The 21585-nt window shown below is 63.6% G+C and carries 18 protein-coding genes; 13 read left to right on the forward strand and 5 right to left on the reverse strand.

The annotated features are described in order from the left end of the window. Positions 1-5: 5 nt before the first annotated feature. The 9 genes from nusA (at position 6) to pnp (ending at position 10473) form a co-directional block, all read left to right on the forward strand. Positions 6-1619, forward strand: coding sequence for a transcription termination factor NusA (gene nusA, locus GV829_RS04345; protein WP_169944180.1), 1614 nt, complete (start codon positions 6-8; stop codon positions 1617-1619). Continuing rightward, a complete protein-coding gene (locus GV829_RS04350) occupies positions 1600-2415 on the forward strand; it encodes a DUF448 domain-containing protein (RefSeq protein ID WP_169944182.1) in 816 nt (271 codons plus the stop codon). The genes nusA and GV829_RS04350 overlap by 20 nt, the downstream gene beginning before the upstream one ends. Before the next feature lie 17 nt (positions 2416-2432). Further along, entirely contained in the window at positions 2433-5018 is a 2586-nt protein-coding gene (gene infB / locus GV829_RS04355) for a translation initiation factor IF-2 (RefSeq protein ID WP_169944184.1), read from the forward strand. Between the two features lie 30 nt (positions 5019-5048). Further along, positions 5049-5456: a 30S ribosome-binding factor RbfA gene (gene rbfA, locus GV829_RS04360; RefSeq protein ID WP_169944186.1), complete on the forward strand. Its 408-nt coding sequence runs from the start codon at positions 5049-5051 to the stop codon at positions 5454-5456. A 43-nt stretch (positions 5457-5499) separates the two neighbouring features. Then, entirely contained in the window at positions 5500-6084 is a 585-nt protein-coding gene (locus tag GV829_RS04365) for a thymidine kinase (RefSeq protein ID WP_169944188.1), read from the forward strand. After that, positions 6071-6637: a GNAT family N-acetyltransferase gene (locus GV829_RS04370; RefSeq protein WP_246203040.1), complete on the forward strand. Its 567-nt coding sequence runs from the start codon at positions 6071-6073 to the stop codon at positions 6635-6637. Before GV829_RS04365 ends, GV829_RS04370 begins: the two co-directional genes overlap by 14 nt. Continuing rightward, positions 6607-7590, forward strand: coding sequence for a tRNA pseudouridine(55) synthase TruB (gene truB / locus GV829_RS04375; protein ID WP_169944190.1), 984 nt, complete (start codon positions 6607-6609; stop codon positions 7588-7590). The genes GV829_RS04370 and truB overlap by 31 nt, the downstream gene beginning before the upstream one ends. Before the next feature lie 23 nt (positions 7591-7613). Next, complete coding sequence (gene rpsO, locus GV829_RS04380) at positions 7614-7883, forward strand: 30S ribosomal protein S15 (protein WP_169944192.1); 270 nt, start codon at positions 7614-7616, stop codon at positions 7881-7883. 265 nt (positions 7884-8148) lie between these two features. Beyond that, positions 8149-10473 (forward strand): polyribonucleotide nucleotidyltransferase, encoded by a 2325-nt coding sequence (gene pnp, locus GV829_RS04385; RefSeq protein ID WP_169947957.1) that lies wholly within the window; start codon positions 8149-8151, stop codon positions 10471-10473. Positions 10474-10576: 103 nt separating this feature from the next. On the opposite strand, the gene smc is transcribed toward pnp, so the two are convergent. Genes smc through GV829_RS04405 form a run of 4 tightly spaced genes read right to left on the reverse strand, consistent with a single transcriptional unit; the run spans position 10577 to position 16261 of the window. Then, positions 10577-14035, reverse strand: a complete 3459-nt coding sequence (gene smc / locus GV829_RS04390; RefSeq protein ID WP_169944195.1) for a chromosome segregation protein SMC — start codon at positions 14033-14035, stop codon at positions 10577-10579. Between the two features lie 59 nt (positions 14036-14094). Beyond that, a complete protein-coding gene (locus GV829_RS04395) occupies positions 14095-14850 on the reverse strand; it encodes a thioredoxin domain-containing protein (protein WP_169944197.1) in 756 nt (251 codons plus the stop codon). A 50-nt stretch (positions 14851-14900) separates the two neighbouring features. After that, positions 14901-15644 carry a DsbA family protein gene (locus tag GV829_RS04400; protein ID WP_169944199.1) on the reverse strand — a complete coding sequence of 248 codons (744 nt, stop codon included), beginning with the start codon at positions 15642-15644 and terminating at the stop codon, positions 14901-14903. 53 nt (positions 15645-15697) lie between these two features. Continuing rightward, on the reverse strand, positions 15698-16261 hold the full coding sequence (locus GV829_RS04405; protein ID WP_169944201.1) for a DUF721 domain-containing protein: 564 nt from the start codon (positions 16259-16261) through the stop codon (positions 15698-15700). Between the two features lie 26 nt (positions 16262-16287). Here GV829_RS04405 and GV829_RS04410 point away from each other — a divergent pair, with 26 nt between their 5' ends. From GV829_RS04410 to nudC, 3 genes are read left to right on the forward strand one after another with little or no spacing between them, the layout of a single operon-like run. Then, on the forward strand, positions 16288-17340 hold the full coding sequence (locus GV829_RS04410; RefSeq protein ID WP_169944203.1) for an A/G-specific adenine glycosylase: 1053 nt from the start codon (positions 16288-16290) through the stop codon (positions 17338-17340). Continuing rightward, the gene (locus tag GV829_RS04415; RefSeq protein WP_169944206.1) at positions 17337-18662 is read left to right on the forward strand and encodes a serine hydrolase domain-containing protein; all 1326 of its coding nucleotides are present in this window, start codon (positions 17337-17339) and stop codon (positions 18660-18662) included. The genes GV829_RS04410 and GV829_RS04415 overlap by 4 nt, the downstream gene beginning before the upstream one ends. Then, on the forward strand, positions 18659-19531 hold the full coding sequence (gene nudC / locus GV829_RS04420) for an NAD(+) diphosphatase (RefSeq protein ID WP_169944209.1): 873 nt from the start codon (positions 18659-18661) through the stop codon (positions 19529-19531). Before GV829_RS04415 ends, nudC begins: the two co-directional genes overlap by 4 nt. A gap of 25 nt (positions 19532-19556) precedes the next feature. Here nudC and GV829_RS04425 read toward each other — a convergent pair whose 3' ends face one another. Continuing rightward, complete coding sequence (locus GV829_RS04425) at positions 19557-20921, reverse strand: M24 family metallopeptidase (RefSeq protein WP_246203042.1); 1365 nt, start codon at positions 20919-20921, stop codon at positions 19557-19559. A gap of 223 nt (positions 20922-21144) precedes the next feature. Here GV829_RS04425 and GV829_RS04430 point away from each other — a divergent pair, with 223 nt between their 5' ends. Then, positions 21145-21504, forward strand: coding sequence for a carboxymuconolactone decarboxylase family protein (locus GV829_RS04430; protein WP_169944211.1), 360 nt, complete (start codon positions 21145-21147; stop codon positions 21502-21504). Positions 21505-21585 lie beyond the last annotated feature (81 nt).

Below are 21585 nucleotides of genomic sequence, written 5' to 3' on the forward strand. Positions count from 1 at the left end.
GACCCATGGCCAACGCCATTTCCGCCAACCGGGCCGAATTGCTCGCCATCGCCAATTCGGTGGCCAGCGAAAAGCTGATCGACAAGGCCATCGTCATCGAAGCGATCGAGGAGGCGATCCAGCGCGCCGCCCGCGCCCGTTTTGGCCAGGAAAATGACATTCGTGCCAAGCTTGACCCGGTGACCGGCGACCTTCGCCTGTGGCGTGTCGTCGAAGTGGTCGATCTGGTCGACGACTATTTCAAGCAGGTCGATGTGACCCGCGCCAATGAGTTGCAGCCGGGTTCCGCGGTGGGCGACTTCATTGTCGACCCCCTGCCCGCCATCGATCTGGGCCGCATCGACGCCCAATCAGCCAAGCAGGTCATTTTCCAGCGCGTCCGCGAAGCCGACCGTGAGCGGCAATATGAGGAATATAAGGACCGCACCGGCGAAGTGATTACCGGCGTGGTCAAATCGGTTGAATTCGGCCACATCATCGTCAATCTGGGCCGCGCCGAAGGCGTCATCCGCCGCGACCAGCAGATCCCGCGCGAAATGGTCCGCATGGGCGACCGCATCCGCGCCATCATCCTGAAGGTCGTGCGCGAAACCCGCGGGCCGCAGATTTTCCTGAGCCGCGCCCACCCCGACTTCATGAAGAAGCTGTTCGCGCAGGAAGTCCCCGAAATCTATGATGGCATCATCGAAATAAAGGCCGCCGCCCGCGATCCGGGCAGCCGCGCCAAGATCGGCGTCATCAGCTATGACGGCAGCATCGATCCGGTCGGCGCCTGCGTCGGCATGAAGGGCAGCCGTGTGCAAGCCGTCGTGCAGGAATTGCAGGGCGAAAAGATCGACATCATCCCGTGGAGCGAAGACACCGCGACCTTTGTCGTCAACGCCCTCCAGCCCGCCACCGTCAGCCGCGTCGTCCTCGATGAGGATGAAGGCCGCATCGAAGTGGTCGTCCCCGACGATCAGCTGAGTCTGGCCATCGGCCGCCGTGGCCAGAATGTCCGCCTCGCCAGCCAGCTGACCGGCCGCGCCATCGACATCATGACCGAGGCCGATTCGAGCGAAAAGCGCCAGCGCGAGTTCCTCGAACGGTCAACCATGTTCCAGGAAGAACTGGACGTTGACGAGACGCTGGCCCAGCTGCTGGTCGCCGAAGGCTTCACCGAGATGGATGAAGTCGCCTTCATCGCACCGGAAGAACTGGCCGCCATCGAAGGGTTCGACGAGGAACTGGCCGAAGAGCTGCAGAGCCGCGCCCAGGAAGCGCTCGAGCGCCGCGAGGCTGCAGCCCGCGAACTGCGCCGTTCGCTGGGCGTCGAGGACGCTCTGGCCGAAATGCCGCACCTCACCGAAGCCATGCTGGTGACGCTGGGCAAGGCAGGCATCAAGACGCTCGATGACCTCGCCGACCTCGCCACCGACGAACTGGTTGCCAAGAAGCGCAGCGAGCCGCGTCGCGGTGGCCGTGAACGGCCCGAGGACAAGGGCGGTGTGCTGGCCGAATATGGCCTGAGCGACGATCAGGGCAACGAGATCATCATGGCCGCGCGGGCCCACTGGTTCGAAGACGAAGACGTCAGCGAATCCAACGGGGAGGCCGCCGATGCGGACCCCGCACAATGACCGCGAGCTGACGCCGACATCCCAGCTCCCCGAAGGGGGAGAGGCCCGGGTTCCGGGTCAGGAAATCCGCGCGCCCAAACCGGTGCGCAAGCCCGCCGCCGATGGTGACGGGCCGGAGCGGCGCTGTATCCTTTCGGGCGAGCATGGATCGCGTGAGGCGCTGATCCGCCTCGCCCTGTCGCCCGATGGCGTGCTGGTGCCCGACATCATGGCGCGAGCACCGGGACGCGGCGCCTGGATCGGCGTTGACCGGGCGGCGCTGGAAGCTGCCATTGCCAAGGGCAAGATCAAGGGCGCTCTCGCCCGCGCATTCAAGGGTGCGCCGGTGAACCTGCCGGCCGATCTTGGCGCGCAGATTGATGCCGCTTTCCACCGCACGCTGATGTCCCAGCTGGGACTGGCAGCAAAGGCCGGCGTCTTGTTGACCGGCGCGGAAAAGGTCGATGTCGCGGCCCGCTCCGGGCAGGTCGCCCTGCTCTGCCACGCCAGTGATGCTGCCGACGATGGCCGCCGCAAGCGCGACCAAAGCTGGCGGGTGGGCGAGGATGCCGAAGGATCGGGTATGACAGGCCGCGTCCTGCCGGTGGACCGCACCGCCCTGTCTGTGGCATTGGGCCGCGACAACGCGGTGCACATCGCCATTATCGACGCCGGATGGGGAGAACGCCTGTCGGCGTTGCTCGACCGCTGGCACCAATTTGCCGGATCGTCTATGGACCCTCAGGGCTCCGATGCGACGACCACCGGAAACGCGTCACCGACCGAAACGGTCGATGGCGGCCATGCTGCTGTTTGAAGGATAGAATCAGGTCAATGAGTACGGATGATCAGGACAAGTCGACCCTCACCCGCAAGCCTTTGGGGCTGAAGCGGACGGTCGAGGCTGGCCAGGTGCAGCAGCAGTTCAGCCATGGACGCAAGAATACTGTCGTCGTCGAGGTTAAGCGCCGCCGGATGATCGGCAAGCCGGGAGAGGCCGAAGCGGCTACGCCCGAACCCACGCCGGCACCGGCCCCGGTCGAAGCGGCGCCCGAGGTGGCGGCTCCCGCTCCCAAGCCGACGCCGGCACCGACCCCTTCACGCGCACCAAGCGATAGTCTGGAATCCCGTCAGGAGCGGCAGGCCCGCCTGCTGCGCGAAGCGGAAGAGGCCCGGCTGGCAGCCCTGGAAGAAGCACGTCGCCGCGAAGAAGCGCAGCGCGCCGCAGCCAGTGAGGAGGAAAAGCGCCGCGCCGAAGAAAAGCGCCGCGCCGAGGAAGAAGCTGCAGCGGCCGCGGCCAAGGCTGCCCCTGTTGTCGCTCCTGAACCCGCTGCTGCGCCAGCCGAAGCGCCGCAGTCGACCGAAACGGTCGCTGAGCCGGCCGATAGCACCGCCGAGGAACCGGCCAAGGACAACGCAGGCGAGAAATTCCCGCCACCGCGGCGCTTTACCCCGGTCGAGTCGCCCAAGCGGCCCGAGCCCAAGGCGCCGGCCCGCGACAAGCGTGTGCCCGACAATCGGCGCCAGTCGGGCAAGTTGACCGTGACCAAGGCCCTGGGCGACGATGAAGGCGCCCGTGCGCGCAGTCTGGCCGCCCTGAAGCGCGCCCGTGAGAAAGAACATCGCCGCAGCTTTGGCGGTTCGTCACAACCGCGCGAGAAGCAAGTGCGCGATGTCGTGGTGCCTGATTTCATCACCGTGCAGGAACTGGCCAACCGCATGGCCGAAAAGGGTGCCGATCTGGTCAAGGCTTTGTTCAAGATGGGCACGCCCGTCACGATCAACGAAACCATCGATCAGGACACCGCAGAACTGTTGGTCACCGAATTTGGCCACAATGTCACGCGTGTGTCCGAAGCCGATGTCGACATCATCACCGACAGCGATGTCGATGCACCCGAAACGCTGAAGGCCCGCCCGCCAGTCATCACTATCATGGGCCATGTCGATCACGGCAAGACCAGCCTGCTCGACGCACTGCGTGGCACCAATGTGGTGTCCGGCGAAGCCGGCGGCATTACCCAGCATATCGGCGCCTATCAGGTGACGACCAAGGATGGGCAACAGCTGACCTTTCTCGACACGCCGGGCCACGCCGCCTTTACCGAAATGCGCGCGCGCGGTGCCAACATTACCGATATCGTCATTCTGGTGGTTGCCGCCAATGACGGCCTGATGCCGCAAACCATCGAAGCCATCCGCCACACCAAGGCGGCAGGCGTGCCGATGATCGTCGCGATCAACAAGATCGACCTCGACAGTGCCAATCCGCAAAAGGTGCGCGAGCGGCTGCTCGAGCATGAAGTTGTGGTCGAAGCGATGGGTGGCGACGTGCAGGACGTCGAAATTTCCGCCCTCAAGCGCCTGAACCTCGACAAGCTGATCGACGCCATCGCCTTGCAGGCGGAAATCATGGAGCTCAAGGCCAATCCCGACCGCAGCGCCGAGGCGACGGTGGTCGAAGCCAAGCTCGACAAGGGTCGTGGCCCGGTGGCGACGGTCCTGGTGCGTCGCGGCACACTCAAGACCGGCGACATTTTTGTCGTCGGTTCGGAGAGTGGCCGCGTGCGCGCGATGATCGACGACAAGGGCAAACAGATCAAGGAAGCCGGCCCGTCGGCCCCGGTCGAAGTCCTCGGTCTGGGCGGTGTGCCGTCCGCCGGTGACACGCTGACCGTGGTCGAAAGCGAGGCCCGCGCCCGCGAAGTCGCCGCTTTCCGTGCCGAACAGGCCCTGCGCAAGCGCACGGCTGTTGCCCCGGCGAGCCTCGAGAACATGTTCTCCGCGCTTGAGAACAAGGCCAGCGTCATCGAATATCCGGTGGTGGTGAAGGCCGATGTGCAGGGCTCGGTCGAGGCGATCGTCAGCGCGCTCAACGCCCTGTCGAACGACGAGATCAAGGTCCGTGTGCTGCATTCAGGCGTCGGCGCGATCACCGAGAGCGATGTGACGCTGGCGTCAGCATCGAACGCACCGCTGATCGGTTTCAACGTCCGTCCCAATGCCAAGGCGCGTGACGTCGCCAAGCAGCGCCAGACGCGACTGAAATATTTCGATGTCATCTATCACCTTACCGAGGATATCGCGAAGGAGATGGCCGGCGAGCTGGGCCCCGAAATCATCGAAACGGTTGTTGGCCGGGCCGAGGTCAAGGACGTCTTCCCGGCGGGCAAGCGCGACAAGGCGGCCGGTCTGCTGGTGCTCGAAGGCATCATCCGCAAGGGACTGCATGCCCGCCTCACGCGGCAGGATGTCATCGTTTCCAAGACGACCATTTCGTCGCTACGCCGGTTCAAGGACGATGTCACCGAAGTGCGCGCGGGGCTCGAGTGCGGTGTCTTGCTGGCGGATACCAACGACATCAAGCCGGGCGACAATCTCGAAGTGTTCGAGGTCGAAGAGCGTGAACGCACGCTCTGAGGCCCTGATCCGCTTGCCGGAATTGCAGCGATGAGTCGCCGTCCTGCCGCGCAGGGCGACGGCCCGTCGGTGCGCGTGCTGCGTGTTGGTGAGGAGGTGCGTCACGCCCTGTCCGCCGTGCTGATGCGCGGCGAGGTGCATGACCCGGTGCTGCAGAGCCATGTCGTCAGCGTCACCGAAGTGCGCATGTCACCCGACCTGAGACATGCCACCGCCTTTGTGAAGCCACTGCTCGGCAAGGATGAGGAGGCGGTGCTGAAGGCGCTGCGCACCAACACCGCCTATCTGCAGCGTGAAGTGGCGCGCTCAGTGAAGCTCAAATTCGCGCCACGCCTCAAATTTCTCGCTGACGAGAGTTTTGACGAGGGCAGCCATATCGACGCCCTGTTGCGGGCGCCCAAGGTCGCGGCTGATCTGGCAAAGGATAACGGGGACTGAAGCGGTGGGTGGCGGTGGCCGCCTGTCCTGCTAAAGACCGCGCATGGCCAAGCTTTATTTCTATTACGCCAGCATGAACGCCGGCAAATCGACAACGCTGTTGCAGGCGGATTTCAACTATCGCGAACGCGGCATGGAAACGATGCTGTGGACTGCCGCGCTCGACGACCGGTATGAGGTCGGCGCGATCACTAGCCGCATCGGACTTAAGGCCGAGGCGCACAAGTTCACGCCCGAAACCGACATCCATGCCGAGGTGTTGGAGGAACATGCGCGGCGGCCGCTCGCCTGCGTGCTGGTCGACGAGGCGCAATTCCTCTCCCGGGCACAGGTGCTGGGGCTGGCGCGACTGGCCGATGAGGCGAACATCCCGGTCGTCACCTATGGGTTGCGCACCGATTTTGCCGCCGAGCTGTTTCCCGGCTCCGCCGCGCTGCTGGGCATTGCCGACGCGCTGGTCGAGCTGAAGGGCGTGTGCGAATGCGGGCGCAAAGCCACCATGAACTTGCGTGTCGATGGCAGTGGCAAGGCAGTACTAGCGGGTGCACAGACCGAAGTCGGCGGCAATGACCGCTATGTCGCGCTGTGCCGCAAGCATTTCATGGAGGCGCGCCGTGCCGCCGGTTGATGATGGTCTCTATGTGCCACTGGGCGATGATGACCTGGAACTGGTGCCGCTCGCCGAAGAGCATCGCGAAGGGTTGCGCGCGGCCTGCGATGCCGATGGCGAGATCTGGCAGATTTATCCGTTCAGCTATGCCGGCGAAGCGTTTGACCGGCAGTTTGACCTGATGCTGTCCCCCGATCGGCCGCGGCGATGCTATGTCGTCATGCTGGCTGGTGAGATTGTCGGCATGACCGCGTGGATCGAGCATGGCGCGCCGGGCCATTCGATTGAGATTGGCAACAGCTACATCATCCCGCGCCTGCGTGGCACCGGCTTCAACCGGCGGGTCAAGACTTTGCTGCTCGACCATGCCTTTGGCCAGGGGCTGGTGCGGGTGGGATTCAAGGTCGACGAGATCAACCAGCGATCACAGGCGGCGGTGCTCAAGCTGGGCTGCACCAAAGAGGGCGTGTTGCGCTCTGAACGCGTCACGTGGACGGGGCGGATGCGGGACACCGGCGTGTTCAGCCTGTTGGCCAGCGAATGGGCCGCGCAAAGGGCCGCTGGCGCGTGAGCGGTGGTGAGCGTGACGGGCCGGCGCTACATGGCTGGATGATCCTCGACAAGCCGCTCGGACTCGGCTCGACGCAGGGTGTGAGCGCGGTGAAGCGGGCGCTGCGAGAGGGTGGCTATGCCAAGTTGAAGGTGGGCCATGGCGGCACCCTCGACCCGCTGGCGACCGGCGTGCTGCCGGTGGCGCTGGGCGAGGCGACCAAGCTTGCCGGGCGGATGCTTGATGCGAGCAAAGTCTATGACTTCACCATCGGTTTTGGCACGCAGACCAGCGGACTCGATGCCGAGGGGGAGATTGTCGCGACCAGCGAGGTGCGCCCGACACTCACCGATGTACAGTCGGTGCTGCCCCGCTTCACCGGGCTGATCGAGCAGGTGCCACCGGTCTATTCCGCGATAAAGATCGACGGGCAGCGGGCCTATGACCGCGCTCGTGCTGGCGAGGATGTGCCGATGGCGGCGCGGGCGGTGACCATTCACACCCTATGCGTCAAAGAGAAAGATGGCCCTTCAGCAAGCCCAGCGCGAGCGGATTTGAATGGTGCGCCACTCGATTCGATCACCCTCACCGCCCATGTCTCCAAGGGCACCTATATCCGCAGTCTGGCCCGCGACATCGCGCTGACGTGCGGGACAGTGGGGCATGTGACGATGCTGCGGCGGGTGCGGGCCGGGCCGTTCGGGCTCGATCAGGCGATTTCGCTGGACAAATTGGCGGATATGGCTAAGGCCCGCAGCCTTGAAGAGGTGATCTTGCCATTGGAGGCAGGGCTGGACGGTATCCCGGCTCTCTCTCTCGCACCCGGCGAGGCAAGGTTGATCCGCCAAGGGCGGACCCTTCCGGGGCAATCCGTGGACGACGGACTTTATCTGGCGATGGACGGTGATGTGCCGGTCGCGCTGGTCACGGTCCATGCCGGCGTGCTGGCAGTCGAACGCGGGTTCAATCTTTAGACTCGATACCGTGAAAGACTGACATGACGATCACCACCGAGAAAAAAGCCGAAGTCATCAAGGACAACGCCCGCGCCGCTAACGACACCGGTTCGCCGGAAGTGCAGGTCGCGATCCTGACGACGCGCATCAACCAGCTGACCGACCACTTCAAGGCCCACCACAAGGACAACCACTCGCGTCGTGGTCTCCTGATGATGGTCAACAAGCGTCGCTCGCTGCTCGACTATCTCAAGCGCAAGGACGTAGCCCGCTATCAGGCGCTCATCGCCAAGCTCGGCCTGCGCAAGTGACGTAAATGCTCGGCTCCCCACTGGGGAGCCGATTTGCATTTGCGTCATCCCCGCGAAGGCGGGGATCCAACTGATGCCATCTCCATCGGCTCTGTCGGGAGATGGGCTCCTGCCTTCGCCGGGGCGCTAACAGTAAAGGGGCTCTCCCGCACACGGCGGGATGGCCAAGGGGCACCAAGCAGCCCCGCACCGCCGCAGGCCGGTTTGCCTGCTCCAAGAAGAGGCCCCGCACGTAATAGGGCGAGCGGGTGATACACATATGACAATGTTCAAGACTGAAACTGTTTCGATAGAATGGGGCGGCAAGACGCTGACCCTCGAAACCGGGCGCATCGCGCGCCAGGCGAATGGCGCGGTTCTCGCCACCTATGGCGAAACCGTGGTGCTGTGCGCCGTGACCGCCGCCAAGTCGGTCAAGGACGGGCAGGATTTCTTCCCGCTCACCGTCCATTATCAGGAAAAATTCTCCGCAGCCGGCCGCATTCCGGGCGGCTTCTTCAAGCGTGAACGCGGCGCAACCGAAAAGGAAACGCTGGTTTCGCGCCTGATCGACCGTCCGATCCGCCCGCTGTTCCCCGAAGGTTTTTACAACGAAATCAACGTCATCGCTCAGGTGATGAGCTATGATGGCGAGACCGAGCCCGACATTCTGGCGATGGTCGCCGCGTCGGCTGCACTGACCATTTCGGGCGTCCCCTTCATGGGCCCGATCGGCGCGGCACGTGTTGGCTTCAAGGATGGCGAATATCAGCTCAACCCGTCGATGGCCGAAGTCGCCGAAGGTCGCCTCGACCTCGTCGTCGCCGCCACCGATGAAGCGGTGATGATGGTCGAATCGGAAGCCAAGGAGCTGACCGAAGAGGAAATGCTCGGCGCGGTGATGTTCGCCCATGCCGAAAGCCGCAAGGTCATTGGCGCGATCATCGATCTGGCTGAAAAGGCCGCGAAGGATCCGTGGGAAATCGACCTCACCGACAATACCGCCGACATCAAGAAGAAGCTGAAGGATCTGGTCGGCGCTGACGTCGCCGCTGCCTACAAGCTGACCGACAAGTCGGCGCGGTCGAATGCGCTCAACGCCGCGCGTGACAAGGCCAAGGCTGCTTTCGCCGACGAAACGCCGCAGACCCAGATGGTCGCGATCAAGACGATGAAGAAGGTGGAAGCCGACATCGTCCGTGGTGCGATCCTGAAGGATGGTCAGCGCATTGACGGTCGCACCACCACACAGATCCGCCCGATCGAGGCGATCTGTGGCTTCCTGCCCCGCACCCATGGTTCGGCGCTGTTCACCCGCGGTGAAACGCAGGCGATCTGCACCACCACGCTGGGCACCAAGGACGCCGAGCAGATGATCGACGGCCTCGACGGCCTGTCCTATTCCAACTTCATGCTGCACTATAACTTCCCGCCCTATTCGGTCGGTGAAGTCGGCCGTTTCGGCGCGCCGGGTCGTCGTGAAGTCGGCCATGGCAAGCTGGCCTGGCGTGCGCTGCACCCGGTGCTGCCGTCGAAGGACGAGTTCCCCTATACCATCCGTATCCTCAGCGACATCACCGAGTCTAACGGATCGTCATCGATGGCGACTGTCTGCGGTGGCTGCCTCAGCATGATGGACGCCGGTGTGCCGATCGCCCGTCCGGTGTCAGGCATCGCCATGGGCCTGATCCTCGAAGGCAAGGATTTCGCGGTTCTCAGCGACATCCTTGGTGACGAAGACCATCTCGGCGACATGGACTTCAAGGTGGCTGGCACCGCTGAAGGCATCACCACGATGCAGATGGACATCAAGATTGCCGGCATCACCGAAGAAATCATGCGCAAGGCGCTGGAACAGGCCAAGGAAGGCCGCCAGCATATCCTCGGCGAGATGGCCAAGGCGCTCGGCGAAGCCCGCACCGAACTGTCGGCCCATGCTCCGCGCATCGAGACGCTGCAGATCGACAAGTCGAAGATCCGCGACGTCATCGGCACCGGCGGCAAGGTCATCCGCGAGATCGTCGCCACCACCGGCGCCAAGGTCGACATTGACGATGAAGGCCTGATCAAGGTGTCTTCGTCCGACCTCAGCCAGATCGAAGCCGCGATCAACTGGATCAAGGGCATTGTCGAGGAAGCCGAAGTCGGCAAAATCTACAATGGCAAGGTCGTCAACATTGTTGATTTCGGTGCGTTCGTGAACTTCATGGGCGGCAAGGACGGTCTCGTCCACGTTTCCGAAATGCGCAACGAGCGCGTCGAAAAGCCGACCGATGTCGTGTCCGAAGGCCAGGAAGTGAAGGTCAAGGTCCTTGAGATCGACCCGCGCGGCAAGGTTCGCCTGTCGATGCGCGTTGTCGATCAGGAAACCGGTGAGGAACTGCCCGACACCCGCCCCCCGCGCGAACCGCGTGAAGGCGGCGACCGTGGCCCTCGTGGCGACCGTGGCGGTCGCGACCGTGACGGTGACCGTGGTGGACGCCGCCGACCGGGCGGTGACCGTGGCGGTGATCGCGATCGCGGTCCGCGTCGTGAACGCAACGATCGCGATGGTGGCAATGGCGGTGGCGAAGGCGACGGCGGTCTGCCGGGCTTCATCACCGGCGAATAAGCCCACAACCACATGGTTGAATAGCATGCGAAGGGGACGGGCAACTGTCCCCTTTTTGCTTGGGCGGCGGCCAACCAAGAGAGCGGGCGCCGCCGCGCTCCTGTCAGTTGGCGACCAATTCCGTGGCCTTGCCAAGATCGACTGACACCAGCCGGCTTACCCCCCGTTCGACCATCGTCACACCAAACAACCGGTGCATGCGTGCCATCGTCACGGCATTGTGGGTGACGATGAGGTAGCGGGTCGCTGTTTCGCTGACCATCCGGTCCAGCAGGTCACAAAAGCGTTCGACATTGGCGTCATCGAGCGGCGCGTCGACTTCATCGAGAACACAAATCGGCGCCGGATTGGTAAGAAAAAGGGCAAATATGAGGGCGACCGCGGTCAGCGCCTGTTCCCCGCCTGACAAAAGGGTGAGCGACGCCAGTTTCTTACCGGGCGGTTGGGCCATGATTTCAAGCCCTGCTTCGAGCGGGTCATCCGAATCGACCAGGGCCAGATGGGCCTGACCGCCGCCAAAGAGGGTTGAGAAAAGGCTGCGAAAATGGCCATCGACCTGCTCAAAGGCTTCCGTCAGCCGCTGCCGCCCCTCGCGGTTCAGATGGCCGATTGACCCGCGCAGGCGATTGACCGCGAGTTGCAATTCCTCTGCCTCGGCAGCAGAGCTGGTCTGCTCGACCTCGAGATCGGCGAGTTCCTGGGCGGCGACAAGGTTGACGGGCCCGATTCGCTCGCGCTCGTGGTTGAGCCGCTCATGCGCCTGGCTTTCATCCTGAGGGCTGCCAACCTCTGCTGCATCAAAGCCTGCCTTTTCTGGCAATAGCGGTGGCGGGCAGGAAAAACGTTCGCCCGATATCCGACCCATTTCAATCCGCCGTTGCTCGGCGTTTTCGGCGCGGGCCATGGCTCCCGCGCGGGCTTCTCTGGCAGCGGCCAGTGCCTCGCGCACCGCTTCAAGCTGCTGATCGGCGACGCGCGCGGCTTCGCCGGCAGCCCGTTCGCCGGCCACTGACTCGGCAACGCGGGCGGCGATCGCGGTAACGGCGGCTGCAGCCTCGGCAATGGCCGTGTCGAGCGCCTCGGGCTTTCCATGAAGGGTGCCGAGTTCAGTGCCGATGTCATTCAGCCGCTCATTCATCGCGGCGATGCGGCGGGCCGCTTCTCCGGCGCGCGCTTTCCAGCCACGCACCTCGGCCTGCGCCTCAATTTGAGCCTCTCGCAGACGGGCGACGTCGCGGTCAAGCAGGGCCAACGCCTCCCGGTCGGCAGCGAGCGACTGGCGCGCGGTGGCGGCATGATCATCGCGTTCACGCAGCCGGGCAGCCGTGGCCTCACCATCAGGCAGCGCTGCCAAGGTGGCAGCGGTAGCTGAATGGGCCGCGCGTGCCTCACCCAGTTCAAACCGCGCGGCATCAGTGCGATCGGCGATATGAGCCGCTGTGGCTGTGTAGCGTTCCAGCGCCGAGTCGGCAGCATCCGCTGCGCGACGGGCGGCGCGGGCGACATGTTCGGCAGTAGCCAAGGCCTGGTGCGCGGCCTGCTGCGCTGCGTCGGCGGCAGCAAGCGATCGTGTCTCTTCTGCCAAGGCAGCAGCGATTTGATCCACCCCTGCGCGAACATGTGGCAGCTGTTTGGAGACGGCGTCACGGCGATTTCTGCGGGCCAATCGTTCGGCGGTAGCGGCTCCATCACCGATCGAGACGAAACCGTCCCAACGGCGCATCTGACCATCGCGGGTGACCAGACGCTGGCCGACCAGCAAAGCTTGCCCTTCATCGCGATCTGCCACACCGATCTGGGCGAGCCGCCGCGCCAGCGCCGGAGGCGCAGTGACATGGTCGGACAAGGCGGTCAGCCCGGCAGGCAAGTGGGGATCGGCGGCCCCGGGAGGATCACCCGCACCTTGCCAGCCGCGTCCTTGCATATCCGCCCCATCAGCCAGCAGTGGGGCAGTGAGGTCTTCACCCAGCGCGGCCGCCAGTGCGGCCTCAAAACCCGGCTCGGCCCGGAGATGGGCAAGCACTTGGTCATCGCTGACCGCAGACGCCTGAAGCGAACGGTCGAGGGCGGCAGCTTCGCTTTCAAGCGCCGAGAGAGCGGCCTTTGCCTCGGCAAGCGCAGCGGCGGCCTCGGCGTGCCGGTCGGCAGCGACAGCCCGAGCGGCCGTAGCGGCTGCCAGTGCGGCATCACAGGATCCGATCGATTCCTGTGCGCGAACCACATCCCGCCCGGCCTGATGAGCGGCGCCGGTCAGCGCATCGCCATCACCAGCGGCGCTAGCTTCCTGCTCCAGTCGCGCCAATTCCGCCTCGATCCTGGCCAGGCGACGGCCCGATTCGGCGTGCGCCGCTTCGGCAATGCGGCGCTCGGCGCTTTCATTGGCGGCTTCGGCCCGCGCCTCGGCAAGCGCCACCTCGGCGTCACGCAGACGATCCGCGCCGGCCATCAGGCGTGCGTCAAGGCCGGGACGCTCCTTTTCGCGCGAGGCAATTTGCCGGGCCGACTGGCGCGCCAAGTCCTCAAGACGTTCGATTGCGGCCGCCCCTTCACGGGCCAGGGCATCCTCAGCCTCCCGGTCGCGTTCAATCCGGGCTTGTTCGGCAGCCAGATCGGCAATGCGACGATCCAGCGTCTGCCGCTCGGCCCGCAACTGCGTCAACCGCGTCGCAGCACCATGCTCGGCCTCACGCTCACTGGTCGCCTGATCGCGCAGGTGGACGAGTGCCGCCATGGCTTCCGCCTGAGCGGCAGATGCGGCTTGCTGGTCGGCGCTGGCGGCTTCTACTCTGGCTTCGGCAGCCTGTGATTCGGCCCGTGCAGCATCCGCAGCGGCAGCCGCATCACGCCACCGGGCGAAGATCATCCGTCCCTCGGCCACACGTATCTGATCGGACAGGCGGGTATAGCGCTCCGCGGCCCGTGCCTGACGCCGCAAAGCTCCGGCACGTTGCTCCATATCGCCGAGAAGGTCTGCCAGTCGGGCGAGATTGGTTTCGGTGGCTCGCAATTTCTGTTCGGCATCTTTGCGACGCACATGCAGACCGGCGATTCCCGCTGCTTCTTCAAGTAATTGGCGCCGTTCCTGCGGCTTGGCAGAAATGATCCCGGCCACCTTGCCCTGGCTGACCAGCGCCGGACTGTGGGCACCGGTGGCGGCATCGGCAAAGATCAGGGCGACATCGCGGGCGCGGACATCCTGCCCGTTGGCGCGATAGGCAGAACCGGCACCCCGTTCAATGCGACGCACCACCTCCAGTGCATCCCCGTCACCAGCAGCGACAAGGCCTGGCAACGGTGCTCCCTCGGTATCACAGACCAGTGCCACTTCGGCGAAATCCCGCGATGGGCGGGTTTCAGTCCCGGCAAAGATGACATCATCCATGCCGCCCGAGCGCATGGATTTCGGACTCGATTCGCCCATGACCCAGCGGATCGCCTCAAGCAGGTTGGATTTGCCACAACCATTGGGGCCAACGACACCGGTCAGCCCCGGCTCGATCCTGAGTTCGGTCGGCTCAACAAAGCTTTTGAAGCCGGTGAGGCGCAAACGGCTGATCCGCATCAGCGGTGCTGCCCGAAAGTCAGTCCAAGGACCACGCCCCGCCCCCCGGCGTCAGATGATCAACGGGCTCCTGCAGCCTGCAACCGCTGACGCAAGCTCGGCCAATCGGCAGTGCCCGCCAGAAGTTCGCCATTGAGCACAAAGCTGGGCGTTCCGCTTATCTCGAACTCCTTGCTGTTGCGTTCGGTCGATTCGGCCCAGTGATTGACCTTGGCGACATCGGTCAGGCAGCGATTGAGCTGATCCGCCGGCAGGCCGCGTGCGGCAAAGAAGGTGTCGATCTTGAGCCCCTGAGCCAGAAAGGCAAAGCGTTCCGCTTCAGGCTGGGCCGAAGCTTGTTGCAACAGATCCTGCGGCGCAGAAGAGAAACCGGCCTGCAACTCTTCCTGCGAGGCATAAAGATTTTCGAGCAGCGGGAAATAGCGGTCGGGCCCGGCACAATTCACACCGCTGGCCAGCACCAGGTCGATTGCATTGAGCATGAAGGGCCGGATTTCCAAGCTGACGCGACCGGAATCGACAAATTCACGCTTCAGCGGTTCTGACCCGGTGCGGGAAAAGTCTGCACAATGGCTGCACGTCGGCGAGACGAATTCAATCAGCTGCAAGGGGGCATCCGGGTTGCCCATGCGCATACCATCCGGCGTTGCCTCGACAACTTGCGACCAGCTCTTGCCCGCGGGAGCGGCAACAGGTTCAATCCTGTCACCACCCGATGTGGTGGTGTCCCCGCCGCCACAGGCGGCCAGCGCCAATGCCAAGGCGGTTGTGCCAGCAACGGCAAGCGAACGAAGCGAAGTAGCAATGGGCATCATGTCATCCTTGGTCAACAAAGACTGTGAGAGAAGGAATAGGCAATAGTCGCTCAGCGCGCCAGTGCCGCGTCGAGCGCAGGGCGCAAGGCCGTCCAGCTATACGCGTTCGGAACCAGCGTCCCGTTAAGCGTGAAGGAGGGCGTCCCCTGAACCCCAACCGTTGCCGCCTGGTTCGACTGATCGATCAGCCGCTGTGCCATGGTCATGTCACTTAGACACTGGTTGATTTGAGCGGGAGTAAAGCCCCGACCCCGCATCCATGTGGTGACGCCACTATCGTCGGCGACACGGCGCAACCGCTGCGCAAGCGGAAGGGCTCCCCATTGTTGCAAGGTCGCCTGCGGCAGGGCCCGGACCCGGTCAAGGATAGCGCTTTGTTGGCCCATCATGGATTCATGGCGGGAAAAAAAGCGGTTCGGCGCACCGCAATTGGTCGCCGCAGCCATCGCCAGGTCAACCGGATCACGAACGACATGGCGCACCTCCACACTGACGGTGCCCCGTGCGACATAGTCACTGCGCAGGACCCGGCCTGCCTCCGCAGAAAAATGTGCACAGTGGGGACAGGTGTAACTGACATATTCAGCCAGGCGGACACGCGCAGACGGGTTGCCGAGGATATGGCTGCCCTGATCCCCGGTGCGAACCATCGCTGTCCATGCCGGTGCTGCCGGAGCAGCTTGTGCCAATAGGGCCTGACTGCCAAAGGAAAGAGCCGCCGTTGTCCCGGCCACCATGATGGCGCCTTGCATCGAGCGGCGACGAAGCAGGGCAAAGATGCTGTTTGCGGACATGGGCATCCCAGTAACTGGCGGGCCATCAGCCCTGATGGAGAATGACGGGCGACTTAGCTGATTTTAGGCAGGGCGTCACGCCTTGCCAGACTGGTCGCCAACCCTTCCAGCACAGCGCGCAATTCGGGATCGGCTATCCCATTGAGAGTAGGGGAAACCGGCACCGTCGGAGCACTTGCACCGGGTTCGACGAGTGGCAGGCGAGCCGTCGGCGCCTTGCGCCGGACCACACCCTGGTTCAGCCGCACGCGGGAGACCGCCGCATAGCCAAAGAAGCGGTTCACCCGTTCGATGATGTCCGGCACCACATGCTGAACCACGGTGGCATGAGCGCTGCCAACAGTTATCGACAAAGTTCCATCCGCTTTCCTGCCTTGCGGAAAGCGGAGCGATTCGGGTGACGTCACCATCGCCAGCTTGGCTCCGACGATTTCCGGCCAGCGTGTAATGATGGAACTTTGCACAAAACCGAATTTGCGAAAGGCCATTTCACCAATGGCCGGCACCAGATCAGCAACACGCCGGGCCTCCCCGCCGCGGGGACGGTCAGGCCGGACGTTGGCCGGAGAAGCCTTGCGCGCCTTTTGGCCGCTGTCAGGAGGAGACGCTTTCGTCATTCTGCCTGCCATGCCATAGCCACCCCATGCCCGTCGAGAGCCAGTCCGCCCAATCCATCGCAGCCCTAAGGTCGGCGTTGTTGCGATGGTATGCTGCCCATGCCCGGTCCCTGCCCTGGCGCGCTCCGCCAGGGACCAACGCCCGCCCCGATGCCTATCGTGTCTGGTTGTCGGAGGTCATGCTGCAGCAAACAACCGTTGCCGCTGTTACGCCCTATTTTGAGCGGTTCACCCGGCGATGGCCGACACTATCCGACTTTGCGGCTGCAGAATCAGCGGACATTCTCGCGGCCTGGGCGGGCTTGGGTTACTACAGCCGGGCGCGCAACCTCGTGGCTTGCGCCAGACAGGTCGTTGACGAACATGGCGGCATGTTCCCGGCCAGCGAAGCGGCTTTGCGCCAATTGCCAGGCATCGGCGACTATACAGCGGCCGCCATCGCCGCCATTGCCTTTGGCGAGGCAGCGGTGCCGGTTGATGCCAATGTCGAGCGGGTTATCGCGCGCCTCTATGCGATTGACGAACCCTTGCCGGGTGCACGCAAGGCCATTGGACAAGCTGCGAGGGAATTGTGGCCCGCAGATGGTGCCGCGGGCGATTTTGCCCAGGCCATGATGGACCTCGGCTCATCCATCTGCACCAACCGCGCACCCGCTTGCCTGACCTGTCCGCTGGTCAGGCAATGCCGCGCCGCGTGTAGCGGCGCGGCAGAGTCCATTCCCGTCAAACCGGCAAAAAGGCCGCGACCCGTTCGCCACGGCGAAGCGCGCTGGATTGAACGCAATGGTGACGTCTGGCTCATCAGACGGCCCGAAAAGGGCATGCTGGGGGGCATGCGGGCGCTACCTGGGGGGGAATGGCTGGATCACGCAGAGACCCCCCCGGCCCCGGACGGAACATTGGGCGTGGTTCGGCACCTCTTCACCCATTTCGAGCTGAATCTGAGGGTCGTGCGCGGTGAAGCATTCTCAGATGCCGTAGGGGAAGGCGAATGGTGGCCCATCTCGCGACTTGACGAGGCAGGCCTGCCGACGCTCTATCGCCGCGCGGCAGAGATCGCAGTGGAGGAGAGACCATGAGCCAGACAGCGCAACTGGAACGGAAAACCACGTTCATTGCGACCCGCAGACAGATGTTCGGCTGGGCACTGGGCGGTGCGGCGCTGGCCGCAACCAGCAGTCCCGCACGGGCTTTCTGGCAATCTACCGAACGCTTTGCCGGGCTGCGTAGCTATATCAATGACTATGTGTCCTCGCGTCGCTTGCCCGGCGCGCTGGCCGCCTTTGCCTTTGGCCAGGGGCCGGTGCAAACCGTCGCCGCCGGAACGCTGGCGATGGAAAGCGACACCAAGGTTGATCTCAACAGCCTGTGGCGCATCTATTCGATGACCAAGCCGATAACCGGCATGGCTGTGATGCAATTGATCGAACAGGGACGCCTGGCGCTCGACCAGCCACTTTACGACCTATTGCCGCGTTTCCGCACGATGCGCGTGCTGACCAGCGCCGATGCGCCGATTGACCAAACGGTCCCTGCCGAGCGGGCAATCACGATGCGGCACCTGCTTACGCATACCGCTGGCCTTGGCTATTCGATCGTCCAGCGGGGCCCGATCAAGGACTATTATGAACAGCATGGCATCGTGCCCGGCCAGGTCAGCCGCCTGTCGATCCCGGGACTTGATCGTGGTCGCCCCGCGCCGAGCCTGGAGGCCTTTGCCGATGCACTGGCCGATGCACCACTGGTCTATCAGCCCGGGACAAGGTGGAGCTATTCGATCTCGCTGGACCTGTTGGGCCGGGTGATAGAGGTTGTCAGCGGAATGCCGTTCGACACCTATCTGAAACAGCAGATTTTCGAACCGCTGGGCATGACCAGCACCGGTTTTCGGGTGCCCCAGACCAATATTCCGCGGCTGTCGACCAATTATGCGCCGGTTGGCGGCATACTCCTGCCGATCGATCCGGCGAGCACAAGCATTTATCTCGACCAACCGGCCTTTCCCTTTGGCGGTGCGGGACTGGTCAGTTCGGCGCATGATTATGACCGTTTCCTAGCCATGCTGATGAATGAAGGCACGCTGGACGGAGAGCGCGTTCTGGCGCCCGAAACGGCGAGACTGGCCATGTCCAACCTGTTACCCGAAGGAATCGATACGCGTGGCACCTTTGCCGACGGCGCCGGTTTTGGTGCCGGGGGCCGGGTTTCACTGCCTTCATCGCCCGATGGCGAGGGCACTTTTGGGTGGGGCGGCGCCGCCGGCACAATCGCCCTGGTCAACAGTCGCCGTCGACTGCGTTTCGCGGGCTATGCCAATTACATGCCGTCCGAAGCCTATGACTTCCAGCGGCGGGTTGCCGAAGTCTTTCTGGCCGATCTGCGCGCTATGGTGGGGGCATGAGCATTCCCGGATTCACCGGCGCTCGCATTGACCGGTGCGACGCCACCCGCAATGACCCCGCCTTGCTGGGCGAAGCCATGGCATCAATGTCGGCCCGGCTGTTGCGGTTGGAAGGTATCGATCCCGTCGATGATGGCGAGGGGCGGCTGGCATGGGGATCGATGGCCGAAGCGGAACCTGATGCGGACCTTTTGTTCCTCGGCAAGCTCGACGGCAAGCCACGCTTTGTCGCGCTGCCCGGTCAAGGATCCGGTCTCAACGCACGATCGCGCAGCTGCATGCGCATCCTGCCTTTTCTGGCCCCGGAAGAGGTCGCCCTTTATGGCGCGGCGCGCAGTCTCGTCGATTGGCATGCCCGGCACCAATTCTGTTCGAACTGCGGGGCCCCCACAAGGGCGGCAAAGGGCGGCTGGCAGCGCAGTTGCAGCAGCTGTGGGGGCGAGCATTTCCCGAGAACCGACCCGGTAGTCATCATGCTTGCTGAACATGGCGACGATGTGCTGGTCGGCCGCCAGCCCATGTTCCCCAAGGGCAATTATTCGGCGCTCGCCGGCTTTGTCGAACCGGGTGAATCCCTCGAAGAGGCGGTTTCCCGCGAGTTATTCGAAGAAGCGGGCATCAGGACATCGTCGGTCCGCTATATTGCGAGCCAACCCTGGCCATTTCCGTCATCATTGATGGTGGGCTGTGTCGCGGTGGCGACCAATCGTGACATCACCCTCGACACAACCGAACTGGAGGATGCGATGTGGGTGAGCAGGGATCAGGTTCTTGCCGCACTCGCGGGCGACCCCGAGTCACCGTTCAAGGTGCCGCCACCCATGGCCATTGCCCATACCTTGTTGACGCGTTGGGCTGCTGGCGCCTGAACAGCGGCACTGGCGGGAAACCAGGTCATCGTCCGGTTGCTATAAGGGTGAACCGGGTCTGGCGACCATCAATGTAGCGCACGCTGTTGCCATCGAAGAAGGCATTCTCCTCGGTCCGGAAGTCAACCCGCTGCCCGCCCCATTCGGGCACTGCGGCATAGGAAGTCAGCTCGATGGACCAGGCGGTGTTGGGACGGACTGGCCCGGCACCCCTGGGGTCAGCGTTTTGATTGTCCCAGAAACCGATGGAAGGCCCGGCGCCGTGGCCATGCAACCCGATGGGGTGGGAATAGATCGACGGATCAAGCCCGGCAGCCAGCGCCTCCGCCCTGGCCAGTGCCAACACTTCATTGCCGCTGCGGCCTGTGGCGAAATGCCGCGTTAGAATATCCTGCACCCGGTTGCTGTTGGCCAACCCTTGCCTGAGCCCGGCAGGCGCGTCAGTCTCTCCAGGCTTCAGAACATAGGCTAGATGCTGTGTGTCGCTGCTCAGCCCGAGATAGGTGATACCGAAATCGGTCCACAGCAGATCGCCGGGCTGGATCACCTCGTCCCCTTCGAGCATGCCGGTCACACCTTGGCGCTGGATACCCACCGAGGGGTGGAACCAGGGATCGAGACCGAGTTGCAGAAGCCGGTCCCGATACCACCACTGCACCTGTTCGGCAGTGGTGACGCCCGGCGTGATGACTGCCGGCGAAAAGGCCTCGGCAATCAGCGCATGCGCCGTGCGCAAGATGGTTGGATACAGGTTCATTTCACCCGGCGTGCGCGTCTCAAGCCAACGGATGGCCAGCCTTTCCCCGCTAACGATCCTCGAACGCAGTTCAGCGGGCAAAACAGCGTTCAGCCGGACATATTGGCTGAGCGTCATGCCGTCAGCGAACTGATAGAGGTCGGAGCTGTTGATGGCGATTCGGGCAGGATCGCGCGCGGCGATGATGTCCGCGACCGCCTGCCACTGATCCGGCTGCTCGGCCGGATTCCATGCAGGTGCAAACAGACCGCCCAGCCCATAGCGGCTGACCGTAAGGCGTTCGATCGGCTGACCATTACCCGGGTCATGAAAGATCAAGATCGTCCGCCGCCGCGCATGCATGTTTTCGGCATCCAGCATCGATGCGACCACCGGCTCCTCAAAATATTCGCGCGCGACGAGCAGCCACAAATCTATGCCTTCTTCGCGCATGATGGCAGGGATGAGGGTGTCAAGCCGCTCCGCCAGGACGCGATTGGCCGTTTCAGCCCGGTCCCGGGCTGAAAGAACAGGAGGAACCGTGGGCGCTGCCTCTTCGGTCTGTGACATTGTGATCGGCGCGGACCCGGCCGCATCCTGGGCCGTCAGGGGCCAGAGGGTCAATGCTGCTGCCACTATCGCCCACTTTGCCATGCTGACCCCGCCAGTTGTAACAAGACACTGACACTGGCCGTTGGCCGCCCCCGGATCAAGCGCAGGCTTTGGCATTCGCACCGATGATCCAACGCCGCACATATATTATATCTTGCTAATATCATTGATATCTAATATTGCTTGATCCTTGCAATGGCGCAAGCCGGGCGGGCGGCCTTCCGCTGCCGGTCGATCAAAACCCAGGCGAGGAGCTCGCATCTCCATGAGCAAAAGTCATGTCAAGGACTGGCCCGACATGGCCAGCAAGATGAACCCAGCAGTGGGCGAGCTGCGTCGCAGCGCGCCAGACACAATGGCCAGCTTTTCGGCGATGGGGAAGGCTGCGCTCGCCCCCGGCGCGCTCGACACCAAGACCAAGGAGTTGATCGCTATGGCCATCTCGGTCGCGGTCCGCTGCGATCCTTGCGTCACTTACCATTCCGCCGCCGCTGTGAAACAGGGTGCATCGCGGGAGGAAGTGGCCGAAGCCATGGCAGTCGCGATGTACATGGGTGCAGGGCCAAGCGTCATGTACGCAGCGCAGGCGTTGGAGGCTTTCGACCAATGGGCCGAACAGGCCTGATCACCGCGCATCAAAGCGACACCGCTTCTTGATGACAATCGGCCAGCGTTGGCTGGCCGAATCCCCTCAAGCTGAAAAGTG

This window comes from Sphingomonas lacunae (genome assembly GCF_012979535.1).
Lineage (GTDB): Bacteria > Pseudomonadota > Alphaproteobacteria > Sphingomonadales > Sphingomonadaceae > Sphingopyxis > Sphingopyxis lacunae.

Excerpts from the sequence above, each read along its gene's own strand:
- nusA (WP_169944180.1), top strand. The coding sequence starts at position 6 with ATGGCCAACGCCATTTCCGCCAACCGGGCCGAATTGCTCGCCATCGCC.
- GV829_RS04350 (WP_169944182.1), top strand. The coding sequence starts at position 1,600 with ATGCGGACCCCGCACAATGACCGCGAGCTGACGCCGACATCCCAGCTC.
- infB (WP_169944184.1), top strand. The coding sequence starts at position 2,433 with ATGAGTACGGATGATCAGGACAAGTCGACCCTCACCCGCAAGCCTTTG.
- rbfA (WP_169944186.1), top strand. The coding sequence starts at position 5,049 with ATGAGTCGCCGTCCTGCCGCGCAGGGCGACGGCCCGTCGGTGCGCGTG.
- GV829_RS04365 (WP_169944188.1), top strand. The coding sequence starts at position 5,500 with ATGGCCAAGCTTTATTTCTATTACGCCAGCATGAACGCCGGCAAATCG.
- truB (WP_169944190.1), top strand. The coding sequence starts at position 6,607 with ATGGGCCGCGCAAAGGGCCGCTGGCGCGTGAGCGGTGGTGAGCGTGAC.
- rpsO (WP_169944192.1), top strand. The coding sequence starts at position 7,614 with ATGACGATCACCACCGAGAAAAAAGCCGAAGTCATCAAGGACAACGCC.
- pnp (WP_169947957.1), top strand. The coding sequence starts at position 8,149 with ATGTTCAAGACTGAAACTGTTTCGATAGAATGGGGCGGCAAGACGCTG.
- smc (WP_169944195.1), bottom strand. The coding sequence starts at position 14,035 with ATGCGGATCAGCCGTTTGCGCCTCACCGGCTTCAAAAGCTTTGTTGAG.
- GV829_RS04395 (WP_169944197.1), bottom strand. The coding sequence starts at position 14,850 with ATGATGCCCATTGCTACTTCGCTTCGTTCGCTTGCCGTTGCTGGCACA.
- GV829_RS04400 (WP_169944199.1), bottom strand. The coding sequence starts at position 15,644 with ATGTCCGCAAACAGCATCTTTGCCCTGCTTCGTCGCCGCTCGATGCAA.
- GV829_RS04405 (WP_169944201.1), bottom strand. The coding sequence starts at position 16,261 with ATGACGAAAGCGTCTCCTCCTGACAGCGGCCAAAAGGCGCGCAAGGCT.
- GV829_RS04410 (WP_169944203.1), top strand. The coding sequence starts at position 16,288 with ATGCCCGTCGAGAGCCAGTCCGCCCAATCCATCGCAGCCCTAAGGTCG.
- GV829_RS04415 (WP_169944206.1), top strand. The coding sequence starts at position 17,337 with ATGAGCCAGACAGCGCAACTGGAACGGAAAACCACGTTCATTGCGACC.
- nudC (WP_169944209.1), top strand. The coding sequence starts at position 18,659 with ATGAGCATTCCCGGATTCACCGGCGCTCGCATTGACCGGTGCGACGCC.
- GV829_RS04425 (WP_246203042.1), bottom strand. The coding sequence starts at position 20,921 with ATGGCAAAGTGGGCGATAGTGGCAGCAGCATTGACCCTCTGGCCCCTG.
- GV829_RS04430 (WP_169944211.1), top strand. The coding sequence starts at position 21,145 with ATGAGCAAAAGTCATGTCAAGGACTGGCCCGACATGGCCAGCAAGATG.